This window comes from Gordonia sp. YY1, assembly GCF_009872315.1.
GTDB lineage: Bacteria > Actinomycetota > Actinomycetes > Mycobacteriales > Mycobacteriaceae > Gordonia > Gordonia amicalis.
This window is the reverse complement of record NZ_WXYI01000002.1, coordinates 83838-99038: the sequence shown is the minus strand read 5'-3', so window position 1 is coordinate 99038 and position 15201 is coordinate 83838. Positions and strand designations below refer to the sequence as shown.

Sequence of the window (15201 nt, the reverse complement as noted above, 5' to 3'; positions counted from 1 at the left end):
GAGTAGCCGAGGAGCCTGCGACGAGCCCCACGACCGCCGGTTGAGTAGCCGAGGAGCCTGCGACGAGGCGTATCGAAACCACCCGCCCCGTCGCCGGAAAGTGTCAGCCGCGCAGCATCTCCGCGACGAGGAACGCCAGTTCGAGCGACTGCTGGGTGTTGAGGCGCGGGTCGCAGGCGGTCTCGTAGCGGCCGGCGAGGTCGAGGTCCGAGATCTCCTGTGCGCCACCGAGACACTCGGTGACGTCCTCACCGGTCAGCTCGACGTGCACGCCGCCCGGATGGCTGCCGAGCGCGCGGTGGACCTCGAAGAAGCCCTGCACCTCGTCGACGATGCGGTCGAAGTGCCGCGTCTTGAAGCCGGTCGAGGCCTCATGGGTGTTGCCGTGCATGGGGTCGCACTGCCAGATGACCTTGTGACCGGTCGCCTCGACGGCGGCGACGATCGCCGGGAGCACCTCGCGCACCTTTCCGTTGCCCATCCGGGCGACGAGGGTCAGGCGGCCCGGAACGTTGTGCGGGTCGAGTCGTTCGACGTACTCGACGGCCTGCTCGGGCGTCGTCGTCGGTCCGATCTTCACGCCGATCGGGTTGTTGATCAGCTCGGCGAACGCGATGTGCGCGCCGTCGAGCTGACGGGTGCGCTCACCGATCCACAGGAAGTGTGCCGAGAGGTCGTAGAGGACCTTGTCCCCGCTCTTCGCGTCGGCCGCGGGGTCGTCGGCCAGTCGCAGCATGGCGCGTTCGTAGTCGAGGACGAGCGCTTCGTGCGAGGCGTAGATCGACGCCGAGTGGAGGCTCGAATCGGTGACGCCGCAGGCGTCCATGAACCGCAGACCGCGGTCGATCTCGGCTGCGAGTGCCTCGTACCGGGCGCCGGCGGGCGACGTCCGCACGAATTCGCGGTTCCAGTCGTGGACCCGGTGCAGATCGGCCTCGGCCTGGGTGAGCGCGCGGACCAGGTTCATGGCCGCGGCGGCGTTCGCGTAGGCGCGCACCAGACGCGACGGATCGTGGGCACGCACGGCTTCGTCGGCCGGGAAGCCGTTGACCATGTCGCCGCGGTACGACGGGAGGCCGAGGGCGTCGACGTTCGACGACCGCGGCTTGGCGTACTGGCCGGCGATGCGCGCGACCTTCACCACCGGAAGGCTCGCGCCGTAGGTCAGCACGACGGCCATCTGCAACAGCGTGCGGATGTTCGCCTTGATGTGGGGTTCGGTGTTGTCGGCGAAGGTCTCCGCGCAGTCGCCGCCCTGCAACAGGAAGGCCCGTCCCTCGGCGACGTCGGCAAGCTGCGACGACAGCGACTGGACCTCGGCGGGCATGCAGATCGGCGGCACCGACTCCAGGACGGTGCGGATCTTGCGTGCCTCCTCGGCGGGCCAGCTCGGCTGCTGCAGCGCGGGGCGGCTCATCGCGTCGTCGAAACGCTCCTGGAGGCCACCGGGCAACGGCGGCAGCTCGGGGAGTTCGTCGATCGGAACGTCTACGGTCCAGTTCACCACTGGTCCAGCGTAAAGCAGACGCGCCCGTGATTTACGCCGGGTCAGCCGGCCATCTTCCGACGGGCCTCCTCGATCGCCTCCCAGCGGCGCAGGTTGTGCCGCGCGTCGCTCAGTGCGTCGTGGGCGTCGGAGGGCGCCGGCGGGAGTGCGGGACGGCCGGCGGCGTCCCAGTGCTGCCGGAGTTCCCGGGTGAAACGCGGGATGGGACGCGGCAGCGCGGTCATCGGACCCCACATCTGACACAGGACGACGTGGTCGTAGGCACCCACCCACGCCCACAGTTCGATGTCGGTCCCGTCGGCGGTGAGGAACTCGAGGAGGTCCTCACGGATCCGGCGGCGGTCCTTCCACACCGGCGACGACGGGGACGGCAGTTTGGGCAACACGTTCGCGCGCACCCAGTCACCGGCGCGGCCGGGATCGAACTCGGTGGACACCGCATAGAACTCACGGCCGTCCTCGCCGACGACCCCGATCGAGACCAGCTCGATGGTGTTTCCGTCCTCGATGAACTCCGAGTCGTAGAAGAACCGCATGGGGACAGTTTCACACGCCGTTTTTCCACGTCCCGGGACACCCTCGGACGGGACCCGCACACGCGCCCGGGCGGTGTACGTTTCGCCATTGCCGTCGTTTGCTGGCTACCCTGGTAATTCGTGCGCTCCAGGTCTGTGCTGGCGACCGCTCTCCTGGCGGCGTCGATCATCGCGCGGCTCGTCTGGGACACGCTGACCGTGAACGGCAGGAATTTCGTCGACCTGCATGTTTACCGCGACGGTTCGGCGGGTCTCGCCGACGGGTCGCTCTATTTGTTCACCTATTCCGGTGAGACGGACTTCGCGCTGCCCTTCACCTACCCACCGTTCGCCGCGGTGGTGCTCTATCCCCTGTCGCTGATCCCGTGGGACATCGTGGCGATCGGCTGGCAGCTCGCGACCTTCGCCGCCCTCTACGCCTGTGTGGTGCTCGCGCTCCGACTGTGCGGCCGGTCCACCGACGTCCACGCGCTCGCGGCGCTGTGGACCGCACCGGCCATCTGGTGTGAGCCGGTCCGGGTGACCCTGGACTACGGCCAGATCAACGTCTTCCTGATGCTCGGCACCCTGATGGCGATCTCCTGGGCGCGTCGCGCCGACGGGACCCCGAGCGAGCGCGGTGTGCTCGCGGGCGGCGCACTGATCGGCCTCATGGCCGGCATCAAGCTCACCCCGGCCATCAGCGGCCTCTGGTACCTCGCCGTCCGCAAGCCGTGGGGTGCACTGTCGGCGGCGTTCGCCTTCGTGCTCACGGTCCTCGGCTGCCTGCTGCTCTTCCCGGAGGTCACCCGGACCTACTACGGCACCCTGTTCGGGGACGCCGAACGCATCGGCCCCGTCCAGGCGGTCATCAACCAGAGCCTGCGCGGGACCCTCTCGCGGTTCGTCGGCTTCGATGTCGGCACCGGCTGGATCTGGTTCCTCGGCGTCCTGGTCGCCACCGTCGTGGCCGTGTTCACCTGGCGCGCGGTGTCCGACGCCCTCGGCGTCCTGCTCGTCGTGCAGTTCTTCGGCCTGCTGATCTCGCCGATCTCCTGGGTCCACCACTGGGTGTGGGTGGTGCCCCTGGGCGTCTGGCTCGTACACGGCGCGGGCGCTCGACGCCCCGGCGCCCGCGCGATCCTGGGCATGTGGGTGGTCGTCGCCGGGCTCGGCATCCCGTGGATCCTGCGCGTCCTCATCGAATACGGACCCGAGCCCCAGGCTGCCGTCGAGGCCGTGTTCGGAGCGGCCTGGTCGATCGCCACCTTCGTCACGATGGGCTGGCTGATCGCCACCCGTGCGGCGCGCGGCGCCCACCGAACCGACGACCGCCCGCAGGATGTGGTGGCAGCGGCCATCGTCGACGACGGTCGGGTTCTGCTCGCCCAGCGCGCACATCCGGCCGAGCTCGCCGGCAAGTGGGAACTGCCCGGTGGCCGAGTCGAATCCGGCGAGACCCACGCGACCGCTCTCACCCGCGAGATCCGCGAGGAACTCGGGGCCGAGATCGAGGTGGCGGCGCGTATCGGGGCGGAGGTCACCCTCCCCAACGGCCTGATGCTGTACGCCTACCGCGCCCGCCTACATTCCGGAACCCCGGCCGCCCTGGAACATCTGGACATGCAGTGGTTCTCGGCCGACGAACTACGCCGGCTCGATCTCGACGACGTCGTACCCGCCGACCGTGACTGGATTCCCGAGCTGTGCGCCGTCCTCGACGACGCGCGGGTGGGCGAAGCGGGTTAGCACCCCGGTCGTCAACGCTTTCCGCGCGTGGGTTGACCGCCGCTTCGCGCACCTCAGTGGCCGCGGTCGGCCGGCCGGGCCGTCGTGAAGGACGAGAGACTCTCTCGGCCGGACAACGCGTCACCGATCACGCGCGAGGGGTTCGGCGCGTCGGATGAGCGAGTGCGAAATGACGTCGCGTGCGACATCGCTGCAACTGTAGGAGCTCGGTCGACGTCGTTCACCCCTGGTCGATGTCGCACGCGACCTCGATCAGGGTGCCGTGCACTGGGTTGCGGGTCGCACTGCTCAGGCGGCCGCGTCGGCAGCCTGCGACTCGGTGGACGGGGCCTTGTTCTTGAGGCTCGCGGCGTAGACGTCGACGTACTGCTGGCCGGAGAGCTGCATGAGTTCGTACATGATCTCGTCGGTGACGGCGCGCTCGATGTAGCGGTTGCCCTCCATTCCCTCGAAGCGGGAGAAGTCGAGCGGCTTGCCGATGCGGACGGTCACCCTCGTGGGGCGCGGCAGGATCGACCCGGGCGGGTTGAACTTGTGGGTGTCGATCATGGCGACCGGGATGACCGGCACTCCGGTGTCCATCGCCAGACGCGCGAGTCCGGTCTTGCCCTTGTACAGGCGGCCATCGGGTGAGCGGGTGCCTTCCGGGTACATGCCCATCAGCTTGCCCTTGTCGAGTTGGCGGCGTGCGGCGGTGAAGGCACCTTCGGCGGCGGCCGCGCCCGACCGGTCGATGGGGATCTGACCGACCGCGGTGAAGAACCACCGCTGGAACGCACCCTTGAGACCCGTGCCGGTGAAGTACTCGCTCTTGGCGAGGAAGTAGATCCGGCGGTCGACCATCAGCGGGAGGAAGAAGCTGTCCATCACCGCGAGGTGGTTGCTCGCCAGGATGGCGGGCCCGTCGACCGGGATGTTCTCGTGCCCCTCGATCCTCGGGCGACCCAAGACGCGGAGGAACGGTCCCAGGAAGATGTACTTGAACGCCCAGTACCACATGAGACTCTCCTCGCCGCGCATTACTCCTGACCCGATGCCGGTGTCGACAGCGGACCCCCACCGCCGGAACCCGCACCCCGTGGTCCCGACATCAAGACCTTACCTGCGTCGACTCTACCGACCGGCCCCGGTTTCCTCAGCGGGCGGCAGACGGCGGCGTCGACCGACACGCCGCCGTCCGAAGTGCTTGGCGCGCAACCTCGGCCGCGCCGACGACACCGGCCGTCTCACCGAGCTGGGTGCCACGTATCCGGGCGAGCTGACGGTGGCCGGCACCGGTGACCTGCCGCGCGTAGTGCTCGCGCGCCTCGTCGAGGAACAAGCCCGAGGCCGCGCCGACGCCGCCGGCCAGCACGATCAGGTCCGGGTCGAAGATGTCTGCGATCATCGCCAGACCCTGTCCCAGGGAGGTCGCGAACCGGGCGAAGGCCGCCAGGGCCACGGCATCGCCGTCGGCGGCCGCACCGGCGACCCGCCGGCCGGTCAGGGAACCGGGGTCGGCGGCGACGTCGGCGGCGAGCTGGCTGCGCCCCCAGTCGCCGTCGGCCAGCAACTCGACCACGGTGTCAACCAAAGCGGTTCCGCTGCAATACCTTTCCCAGCATCCGCGTTTGCCACAGGCACAGGCACGACCGTCGGGGACGATCGCGAGGTGTCCGAGTTCCGGTGCGACGCCGTAACTCCCGCGGTAGATCTCGCCGTCGATGACGAGACCGGCACCGATGCCGGTACCGATCGCGAGCACCACCGTGTTGTGTCCACGCGCGGCCGCACCGAACCGCACCTCGGCCACCGCCGCCGCGTTGGCGTCGTGTTCGGCGAACACCGGGATGCCGACGCGTCGGGTCATGTCCTCGGCCACCGGGGCCTCACGCCACGGCAGATGGGGCGCGAACCGGACGATGCTGCGGTCGGTGGTCAGGAACCCGGCGATCGCGAGCCCGACGGCCTTCGCGTCCCACCTCGAGGTCAGCTCGCCGACGAGACGGTCCAGGCAGTGTTCGAGGGCCTGAGCGGTGGGCGGCGTCTGCGCGCGGAGGGTGTCGAGCATCGTGCCGCGGTCGTCGACCACCGACGCACGCACACTCGTGCCGCCGATGTCGATCCCGATCGTCAGCTCACCCATCACCGCTCCTGTTCGGGTCCGGTGGGCGCGTCCGGACGACGCGGGCTGCCGATCCGAACCGCGATCGGCTCGTAGTTCCGCGGTTCCGACACCGAGCTGGGAGCCGACCGCAGAGCCTCCGCGATGGCCTCGAGGACGGCGATGACCGCCGCGAGAAGCCGGGCGATGAGGTCGCCGATCTCGCGCAGCAACGAGGTGATCTCCCCCGACGCACCGGCGAGTGTCTGGCCGACCGGGCCGTCGGCACCGAATGCGGCGGCATACCCGGCGGCAGCCGCGCCCGCGTCCTGCGTGCCACCCGCGAAGAGACCCGCCAGCGCGTCGATCTGATTGGCCACTCCGAGCAACAGGTCCCGGACCGGATCGCCGTGCGGACCACCGCGGTCGTCACGATCGGGCCCGTCACCCTGTGACGTCCCCTCATCCGTGCCCATGCGCGTAGTCTCCCCTCACCGCTCGTACCCGGAGGCCTGGTGCCGCTCGCTCTCGCCACCATGAATGGACGGGCGTCCCAGCACCGTACCGTGTGGTCGCCGAACGTGCGTTCTCGCACACGACTGCTCGGGCGGTCTTCGAACGTACCCGGTGTCCGTGCGGCGTCGACTAGCTGTACTGACCTGCCAGGTTGGGTACGCGGTCGGCGGGTGAGTTGCCTGCGAGTGCGGTGTGGCCGCGTTCGTGATTGTAGATGCGAAGGAACTCGGGGAACGCCGCGACGCGTTCGGACTCGCTGAGGTAGGGGCGAGCGTAGGCCCATTCCTCCTGCAGGGTGCGGTTGAAGCGTTCGACCTTGCCGTTGGTCTGCGGCCGGTACGGTCGGGTCCACTTATGTTTAATCCCGTTGTCGGCCAACAAGTCCCGAAATAATCGCGACCGGTAACACGACCCGTTATCAGTCATGACCCGCGCGGTGGTGACACCGATCGAGGCGAAGTGCGCCAACGCGCGGGTCATGAACGCGGTCGCGGTTTCCTTCTTCTCATCACCAAGGATCTCTGAGTAGGCGTAGCGGGAATGGTCGTCGACAGCGTGATGGAGGAACGCATACCCCAGGTTGGGGCGGCCGTGGACTTTGCGGGGTCGCCCGGGCTCGCGGTGGGCGCTGGAGTTGCGGCTGCCCTGAGCGCGGCCATGGACACGATGGCCGCCTCCGTCGGGGATTCTGCCGAGTTTCTTGATGTCGACGTGGATCAAGTCCCCGGGCGCTTGGCGTTCATACCGGCGAACCTCGCGTCTGCGGGCACGCACCGCGACCCCGGTCGCCGGATCGGTCCACGACAGTCGCAGACAGCCGTAACGGGTGAGGATGCGGTGCACCGTGGAGACGTTCAACCCCAGGTGAAACCCGATCCGTGCAGGCCCCCAGCGGCGCGAGACGCGCAACCCGACCACCCGGCGTTCCCGGCGCCGGTTGGTGCGATGCGGACACGAACGGGGCCGGCTGGACCGGTCGACCATTCCGGCCGACCCGAATTCACGGTATCGATCCGCCCACCGCTTGGCCGTGGTGACCGACACGTTGAACCGGTCAGCCGCGCGGCGCAATGGCCACCGGTCGTGCACGACGCACCGAGCCAGACGCAACCGACCAGTCGGGGACAACGGTGAATTACGGTGAGACACGAAGACCTCCGGGTTGAGGAGCGGTTCCTAGACAGCTCCACACCTCACTCGGAGGTCTTCCCTATGTCACGTCGACTCGCCGAACGCCGTACCTAACGTCCCGGGTCAGAACAACTAGCGGCGCGGCCAGACGGCGGGGTCGGGGACGAAACAGACGGTCAGCCGGCCGTCGTCCCAGGCCGCGTCGACCACCGTGCACCGGCGCAACACCGACGGCAGACGCACCGGGTGACGGAACCCGGAGACGGTCACGAGCAGGTCGTCGCCGCTGCGGCCGAGGGCCAGCGAATCGGGTTCGGGCAGGCGCTGTGACCACGACAGCCGGAAGGAGACCGGCTCCTCGGAGGCGGTCTCGACGACCGCAGCAGCCGATCCGCGCGGGATACCGTGTGGATCGGGCAACCGGACCGCGAGTTTGCGCAGCCGCGCCATCCGGTCGATCGTCTCCGTGGACCGGTCCACCAGTGCGACCCGCACATCGCCGCGTCCGGCGAGAAGCCCCTCGACGTGCGCGGCGAGGTCTTCCGGCGACTCCGCGCCCACACCGCGGTTCACCTGAACCGAGGTCAGCGGTAGTCCCATGACGTCCGCCCCCGCGACATAGTGCTCAGCGAGGCGGCGTGCCCGATCCTCCGCGCCGAGAACCAGGTGGACGGCCACCGCATGCGCGTCGGCGAACAACTCGGCGACGTCCGCGCAGTCGCGGTCGATGGCGTCGACCGCGGCGGTCAACTGTGCCATCACCGGCCGTTCGGCCGCCATCGCGAGCCGCCGGTGCCGCGGCCAGAACCGGTTGAGGGCCTGGCTCAACACCGCTCCCCCACGGAGGAACTGCAAGGGGTCGCCACACCCCGAGCAGTCGACGACGATCCGTTGCCACCGACCACTCGTCGCCTCGTCGCGGATGCGCCGGAGCAACAGGAAGTCGTCGATGCCAGGCAACGAGGTCAGCTCCGCGGCGTCGATGCCGGCGAGGGTCCCCACCCCCGGCATGACGGCCTTGCTGCGTCCGACCGTGTGCTCGAGGACGTCGACGAAGGCCGACCACGTGCGTTCGGTGAGATCGAGTCGGTCGAGTGTCAGCAGGTGCAGGAACTTCGAGACCGCCACCGGCTCACCGGGTTGCCGGTAGACGCGAGCCCAGTCGTGCACCGGCGACCAACGGTCGACCGTGATGAGCAGTGTGTGCTGCTCCGGTCGGGTGACGGCACGACGCGAATCCCTGGGCGTGCTGGGCCGTTGGGACGCCGCCGCGGCGGCGACAGCGGAGACACCGGAGCCTCCGGGACCGAGCACCACATGAATGGGTGTGAGATCGATCAGCCTTCGACCCTCTTCTTGAGCTCGTGCAGCGCGGAATCGGTGATCGCCTTCTCCGCACGACGTTTCAGCTGTCCGATCATCGGCACCTGCAGGTCGACCATCAGCTCATAGGTGACCTTGGTCGAGCCGGGAACCTGCTGGGTCAGGATGTAGCGGCCCCGCTGGTCCTTCTGCAGATCACTGGAGACCAGCCGCCACGACACCGACGTCCCGTCCGGATCCCACTCGTAGGCAAGCACATACGTGTCCTGCAGGACACCGGCGTCGAGCACGAACCGCACCTCGAGTGCGCGCCCGGCGGCGTCGGCGCGCAGCACCTCGACCTCACGCGCCGCGGCGACCCAGTCCGGGTAGTGCTCGAAATCGGAGATCACGGCCAGGATGTCCTCGGCGTCCGCGCCGATGACGATGTCGCGTTCGGTGTGATCGGCCATCACACGGCCTCCGCGGTCTCGGCACCGGCGGCCGGACCGCCCACGTGCCGGCCGGCCTCGAGGAGCTTCTTCACCTCGAAGGACATGTCCTTGCCCGCCACACGACGACGCTTGTTCTCCTCCGCCAGCGCGTCGGCGCGTGCGCGCGGATCGTCTCCCCGCTCGCCGGGCAGCGCACGCGTCGGTTCCGCATGGAGGAAGTAGTGCAGTACGAAGCCGTCGAGAATCGCTTCGTTCCAGATCTCCATCGTTCCGGCCACCGGTCCGTCGACACGCCACCGGACCCCCTGCTCGGCACGGTCTTCGGTGACCGCCAGACGCAGGTCGGGCCACCATCGCCGCCAGTTCGCGGGGTCGCCGATCACGGCAGCGGCCAGGCGGGGTGCCGCGGCGACGAAGACCTCGTCGGCCACCTGGATGCTCGTCACGCCCACTAGCTTCACATACTCGTGTCGGCGCAGGGTAGTGCACCCGACGGGCGGTGCCGTGAACGTCCCGGTTCACCGCAGAGTTACGATCTGCACAACGGCATCTACTGGAGGGTAACCACGATGAGTGAGTACAGCGTGCCTGCGAAATTCTCGATCGCCGACGACGAGAACTGCACGAACATCATCTTCGATCTGGCACAGCGATCACCTCAGCACGTCGTGTTCCGCCACAAACAGGGCGATACCTGGGCGCCGATCACGGCCGCTGATGCCGCAGCACGCATCTCGTCGATCGCCAAGGGCCTGATCGCCTCCGGCGTGAACCCGGGCGACCGCGTCGCACTGCTCTCGCGCACCCGCCTCGAGTGGAACCTCTTCGACTTCGCGATCTGGTCGGCCGGCGCGATCACCGTGCCGATCTACGACTCGTCGTCGGCCAGCCAGATCGAGTGGATCATGCGCGATTCCGGCGCCGTCGCGATCGTCCTCGAAGACGACGGCCATCGTGCCGCCTTCGAGTCCATCGACTCGCTGACCGAATCGGTCAAGGTGTTCCAGATCGATCGCGCCGACGGACCGGGTGCCGTCGACGAACTCGTGTCCGCCGGCGCCGATGTCCACGACGACGAGGTCGCCAAGCGCCGCGCGACCGTCGGTGCCGCCGACCCGGCGACCCTCATCTACACCTCGGGCACCACCGGGCGACCGAAGGGGTGCGAGCTGACCCATTCGAACATGCTCTCCGAGGTGCGCGCGGTCCTCGCCGGCGACATCCTCGACGACCTCATCGCGCGCGACGAGAAGCGTCTCCTGATGTTCCTGCCGCTCGCACACGTCCTGGCCCGCGCCATCACCCTGGTCGCGATCGAGGCCGGCGCCGAGGTCGGGCACACCAGTGACATCAAGACCCTCGTCGACGAGTTCGCGGTCTTCAAGCCGTCGCTCATCCTCTCGGTGCCGCGCGTGTTCGAGAAGGTCTACAACTCCGCGCGCCAGAAGGCCCACGACGGCGGCAAGGGCAAGATCTTCGACGCCGCGGCCGAGACCGCCATCGCCTACTCCGAGGCGCGTGAGAAGGGTCAGATCGGGCTGGTCCTCAAGCTCAAGCACGCCCTGTTCGACGCGCTCGTCTACAAGAAGCTCCGCGACGCCCTCGGCGGCGAGTGCGGGATGGCAATCTCCGGTGGCGGCCCCCTCGGTGCACGCCTGGGCCACTTCTTCTCCGGCGTCGGCATCCCGGTGTTCGAGGGTTACGGCCTGACCGAGTCGACCGCCGCGTTCAGTGTGAACACCCCCTCCGCCTGGAAGATCGGCACCGTCGGCAAGCCCTTGTCGGGCAACGCCGTTCGCCTCGGCGAGGACGGCGAGATCCTGCTCAAGGGCGGCGTCGTGTTCAAGGAGTACTGGCAGAACCCGGAGGCGACGGCCACCGCGATCGTCGACGGCTGGTTCCACACCGGCGACCTCGGCACCGTCGACGCCGACGGCTTCATCACGATCACCGGCCGCAAGAAGGAACTCATCGTGACCGCGGGCGGCAAGAACGTCTCCCCCGCCGGACTCGAGGACGTCATCCGCGCCAACGCCCTGATCTCCCAGGCGATGGTCGTCGGCGACGCGAAGCCGTTCATCGGCGTGTTGATCACGATCGACTCCGAAGCGTTCCCCGCCTGGAAGGAACGCAACAACAAGCCGGAGTCGGCCTCGGTCGCCGATCTCTCCGACGACGCCGACCTGCGGGCCGAGATCCAGTCGGCCATCGACGCCGCCAACAAGACGGTGTCGAGCGCGGAGGCGATCAAGAAGTTCCGCATCCTGCCGTCGGACTTCACCGAGGAGACCGGCGAGATGACCCCGACCCTCAAGGTCAAGCGCAACGTGGTCGTGGAGAAGTTCTCCGACGACATCGAGGCGATCTACCAGAAGTGATCCTCCAGAAGTGATCTTCCAGAACTGATCCGTTCGCCGGATCAGGAATCAATCCGCCCGAGCACCCGTTGGTGCCACCATGCGTGCAATCACCTACAGCCGCTTCGGCGGCCCTGATGTCCTGGAGGTCACCGATCTCCCCACGCCCAAGGTCGGTCCGGACTCCGTACTGATCCGAGTGCGCGCCTCGAGTGTCAACCCCGTGGACTGGAAGGTCCGCGAGGGACACCTCGCCGAGATCATGGACACCGTGTTCCCGGTGATCCCGGGTTGGGATGTCGCGGGCGTGGTCGAGCAGGTCGGCCTGGACACGCCGGAGTTCCGGGTGGGCGACGAGGTGTTCGGTTACGTCCGGAAGGACGTCGTCGGCGGGGAGGTCGCCGGCGGCACGTTCGCCGATCTGGTCGCCGCACCGGTCCGCACACTCGCGCACAAGCCGTCCAGCTTGTCGTTCGAGGAGGCTGCGGCCGTACCGCTCGCCGGACTGACGGCGTACCAGACGATTCGACGGGCGGGCGTGCAGTCGGGTCACACTGTGCTGGTCCATGCCGCCGCGGGCGGCGTCGGGTCGTTCGCGGTTCAGATCGCGCGATCTCTGGGCGCACGGGTGATCGGCACCGCCTCGGAGTCCAATCACGACTACCTCCGAACCCTCGGCGCCGAGCCCACCACCTACGGGGATGGTCTGGCAGACCGGGTACGTGCGCTCGAGCCCGCCGGTGTCGACGTCGTCCTCGACTATGTCGGTGGAGAGGCACTCGATTCGGTGCCAGACGTATTGCGCGACGGCGGCACCGTCGCCTCCATCATCGACGCACGGGCGCGAGATGAGTTCGGGGGCCAGTACGCGTGGGTGCGTCCCGACTCCGCGGACCTCGCCGAGCTCGCCCGGCTCGCCGACGCGGGCGACCTCAAGCCGGAGATCGCCGAGGTCTTCGACCTGGCCGACGCTGCCGGCGCTCACGAGCGCAGCCAGTCCGGTCATGTGCGAGGAAAGATCGTGGTACGAGTCTCGACCGAGGCGTAGGGACGACTCAGAGCAATTGGCGCAGCCGGGCCGCCATCTGACTCCACTGCCAGTTCTCCACGACGAAACGCCTTCCGGCAGCGCCCATATCAGCCGCCGCCGCCCGGTCGCCGAGGATCGCCAGGATCGCCAGGGCGACGGCGTCGACGTCGGTGCCGTCGACCGTCGTCCCCGTCACCCCCTCCACCACGGTCTCCGGCGCACCACCCGACAGCCCGGCGACCACCGGCACGCCCGTCGCCGAGGCCTCGAGATAGACGATTCCGAGCCCTTCGACGTCGAGTCCGCCCCCGCGGGTGCGGGACGGCATCGCGAAGACGTCGGCGACGTTGTGATATGCCGAGAGTTCTTCGGCCGGAACCGATCCGGTGAAGATAACATGATCGGTGACATCCGCCTCGGCAGCGAGTGCGTGCAGCTTCTCCGCATACGGGCCGCCGCCGACGATCACCAGTACGGCATCGGGCATCCGGCGACGGATCAGCGGCAGCGCCCGGATCAGCACGTCCTGCCCCTTACGCGGCACCAGTCGCGACAGACACAGGATGGTCGGCCGGTCCCCCAGTTCGTGACGGTCGCGGAACTTCTGCCGCAGAATCGGATCGGGCGCGAACCGGTCGACATCGACACCGGGCGGCAGGTATTCGAGTGCGGCGTGCGGACCGAAGGCGGAGGCGAATCGGCCGCGTGTGTACCGGCTGACGAAGGTGATCACGTCGGTGTGGCGACCGATGTGTCCGAGCACCTGACGTGCCACCGGGAGCATCGACCAGCCGACCTCGTGGCCGTGCGTACTGGCGAGCACGCGCTGGGCACCGGCACGCCTCATCGCGGGCGCCAGGACGGCCAGCGGTGCGGCCGCCCCGAACCAGACCGTCGAGATCTCTTCGCGCCGAACGATCTCCGCAGCACGTCGGGCGACGAACGGCGTCGGCAGCATCAGCGTCGTGCGATGGCGGTACACCCGGTACGGCGCTGCCGCGTCGAAGTCGATGTGCGACCGGCCGCGCCAGCGCGGCGCGTAGACGACGATGTCCTCCGGCGGTAGCAGATCTACCAGATTCTGCAGATAGGACTGGATCCCGCCCGGCCGCGGCGGAAAGTCGTTCGTGATCAACAGGGTTCGTGACATCAGCGGACCTGTCCCTCGAGCCATCGACCCCACCCGGCCACCAGTTCATCACGACCGACGCCGAGCGCGGCCCGGATGGCGGCGTCCTGGCGAGCCGGGTCGGAGGTTGCCGCGACCCCGAGGTAGAGCCTCTTCAGACGCGCCTCGTCGTACCGGTCGGCGACATAGGCAGCCATCGACCACGCACTCTGATAGGCGATCTGGGAGTTCTGCCCGTCCACGGCGAAGGCAGCGTCGTCGGGCAACGCAGTGGGGGTGTTGCCCGCACGGACCGCCTGGGTCAGGTCGGGAGCGGCGTCGGGGAGTCGGGTGTAGGTGCCCTTGCGGCCGACGTACTCGGCCACGCCCTCGGTGATCCAGAGAGGGGCGTCGAGGGCGGTCTGGGCCCGGGCCGCGACGTGGGTGAGTTCGTGGCGCAGCACGACGGCGAGCGTCGGCGCGGCCAGGTCGTCGGCGGCTGGGGTGAAGACGATGCGCTGGCCGGTGGCGGTGCGCCGGGGGAAGTCCACTCGGCTGTACACGGTCGCGGCGGCCGCGGTGCCGGTCACCCCGCGTCCCGGCGCGACGAGCTCGTCGAACTCCTTCGGTGTCGAGGTCGCGACGAGCACTGCGCGTCGATCCCAGGAGTCGCCCCAGAAGGCGGTCACCGCGTCGACGGCATCGGGCAGCAGCCGGCGCAGGTTCGCCAGCGCCGGGTTGGTGCGCAGGTACCAGGCGATCACCGACGTCCCGCCCGCGGTCTCCACATCGGAGACCGAGAGTCCGGGGAGCTCCCACATCTGGGTCGGGGACGGTTCGCCGCCGAGCGCCTCGGCGTCGCCGACGAGCTTCCACTCGTCGCCGTACCTGGCGACCACGAACTGGTTGGTCACCACCACCTCGGGTTCGTCGACCCCGGGCGCACGCTCGCCTCCGAGGGCATATCGCAGCTCCACCGGCGCGACCCAGGAGTCGGAACTGCCCTTCACGTCGAGAAGCCCCTGGACATCGGCGGGCACCAGTGTCTCGGCTTCCTCGGTGGGTGCGAGCTGATAGCGGAAACGAGCGAACTGCAATCGGCCGTCGGACTCGCCGCCGGAGAACGGCCGGGGACGGAAGTTCTCCGCGGCGGTCACCCATCGATTCGTGAAGGCCGGGGTCGCCGTGTCGTCCACGAGGCGGCCGATCGCCCGCAGGTCCCCCGCGGACACGGACGTGGTGAGGTCGTCGAGCAGGCGCGTCACACCCTCGGCACGCTGCTGCTCATACACATTCGCCGGGGTCGTCGACGTCGTGGTGGACCCGGTGGAGACCGATGCGACGTTCGAGGACGGACCCGGACCCCCACATCCGGTGGTCACACCGATCAGCAGCACCACCGCGGAGGCGAGCGTCGGGCGCCAACGCCCGCGGAGTGAGACCACCAG

14 protein-coding genes are annotated in these 15201 nt (G+C 68.8%); 3 read left to right on the top strand and 11 right to left on the bottom strand.

The annotated features are described in order from the left end of the window. Positions 1 to 103: 103 nt before the first annotated feature. Both BPODLACK_RS03655 and BPODLACK_RS03650 read right to left on the bottom strand, forming a co-directional pair. Positions 104 to 1507 carry a class II 3-deoxy-7-phosphoheptulonate synthase gene (locus BPODLACK_RS03655; protein WP_159404741.1) on the bottom strand — a complete coding sequence of 468 codons (1404 nt, stop codon included), beginning with the start codon at positions 1505 to 1507 and terminating at the stop codon, positions 104 to 106. Positions 1508 to 1548: 41 nt separating this feature from the next. After that, positions 1549 to 2043, bottom strand: a complete 495-nt coding sequence (locus tag BPODLACK_RS03650) for a polyadenylate-specific 3'-exoribonuclease AS (RefSeq protein WP_006434978.1) — start codon at positions 2041 to 2043, stop codon at positions 1549 to 1551. A gap of 135 nt (positions 2044 to 2178) precedes the next feature. Between BPODLACK_RS03650 and BPODLACK_RS03645 the strand changes: the two genes are divergently transcribed. Beyond that, positions 2179 to 3771 carry a glycosyltransferase 87 family protein gene (locus tag BPODLACK_RS03645; RefSeq protein ID WP_024500393.1) on the top strand — a complete coding sequence of 531 codons (1593 nt, stop codon included), beginning with the start codon at positions 2179 to 2181 and terminating at the stop codon, positions 3769 to 3771. A gap of 288 nt (positions 3772 to 4059) precedes the next feature. Here BPODLACK_RS03645 and BPODLACK_RS03640 read toward each other — a convergent pair whose 3' ends face one another. From BPODLACK_RS03640 to BPODLACK_RS03610, 7 genes are all read right to left on the bottom strand, one after another. After that, the gene (locus tag BPODLACK_RS03640) at positions 4060 to 4770 is read right to left on the bottom strand and encodes a lysophospholipid acyltransferase family protein (RefSeq protein WP_024500394.1); all 711 of its coding nucleotides are present in this window, start codon (positions 4768 to 4770) and stop codon (positions 4060 to 4062) included. Between the two features lie 136 nt (positions 4771 to 4906). Continuing rightward, entirely contained in the window at positions 4907 to 5896 is a 990-nt protein-coding gene (locus BPODLACK_RS03635; RefSeq protein ID WP_159404740.1) for an ROK family protein, read from the bottom strand. Beyond that, positions 5896 to 6330: a hypothetical protein gene (locus BPODLACK_RS03630; protein ID WP_159404739.1), complete on the bottom strand. Its 435-nt coding sequence runs from the start codon at positions 6328 to 6330 to the stop codon at positions 5896 to 5898. The genes BPODLACK_RS03635 and BPODLACK_RS03630 overlap by 1 nt, the downstream gene beginning before the upstream one ends. 169 nt (positions 6331 to 6499) lie before the next feature. Then, on the bottom strand, positions 6500 to 7519 hold the full coding sequence (locus tag BPODLACK_RS03625; protein WP_159404738.1) for an IS481 family transposase: 1020 nt from the start codon (positions 7517 to 7519) through the stop codon (positions 6500 to 6502). 114 nt (positions 7520 to 7633) lie between these two features. Further along, positions 7634 to 8818 carry an ArsA family ATPase gene (locus tag BPODLACK_RS03620; protein ID WP_024500397.1) on the bottom strand — a complete coding sequence of 395 codons (1185 nt, stop codon included), beginning with the start codon at positions 8816 to 8818 and terminating at the stop codon, positions 7634 to 7636. 20 nt (positions 8819 to 8838) lie between these two features. Continuing rightward, the gene (locus BPODLACK_RS03615) at positions 8839 to 9276 is read right to left on the bottom strand and encodes an SRPBCC family protein (RefSeq protein ID WP_024500398.1); all 438 of its coding nucleotides are present in this window, start codon (positions 9274 to 9276) and stop codon (positions 8839 to 8841) included. After that, complete coding sequence (locus BPODLACK_RS03610; RefSeq protein WP_159404737.1) at positions 9276 to 9719, bottom strand: hypothetical protein; 444 nt, start codon at positions 9717 to 9719, stop codon at positions 9276 to 9278. The genes BPODLACK_RS03615 and BPODLACK_RS03610 overlap by 1 nt, the downstream gene beginning before the upstream one ends. Positions 9720 to 9827: 108 nt before the next feature. On the opposite strand from BPODLACK_RS03610, the gene BPODLACK_RS03605 reads away from it, so the two are divergent. Together BPODLACK_RS03605 and BPODLACK_RS03600 are read left to right on the top strand one after the other, a co-directional pair. Beyond that, positions 9828 to 11636 (top strand): AMP-dependent synthetase/ligase, encoded by a 1809-nt coding sequence (locus BPODLACK_RS03605; RefSeq protein ID WP_159404736.1) that lies wholly within the window; start codon positions 9828 to 9830, stop codon positions 11634 to 11636. Positions 11637 to 11715: 79 nt separating this feature from the next. Further along, complete coding sequence (locus tag BPODLACK_RS03600) at positions 11716 to 12663, top strand: NADP-dependent oxidoreductase (RefSeq protein ID WP_159404735.1); 948 nt, start codon at positions 11716 to 11718, stop codon at positions 12661 to 12663. Positions 12664 to 12670: 7 nt separating this feature from the next. Here the strand turns inward: BPODLACK_RS03600 and BPODLACK_RS03595 are convergent, their stop codons facing one another. Next, positions 12671 to 13795 (bottom strand): glycosyltransferase family 4 protein, encoded by a 1125-nt coding sequence (locus BPODLACK_RS03595; protein ID WP_159404734.1) that lies wholly within the window; start codon positions 13793 to 13795, stop codon positions 12671 to 12673. After that, positions 13795 to 15198, bottom strand: coding sequence for a hypothetical protein (locus tag BPODLACK_RS03590; protein WP_159404733.1), 1404 nt, complete (start codon positions 15196 to 15198; stop codon positions 13795 to 13797). Before BPODLACK_RS03590 ends, BPODLACK_RS03595 begins: the two co-directional genes overlap by 1 nt. Positions 15199 to 15201 lie beyond the last annotated feature (3 nt).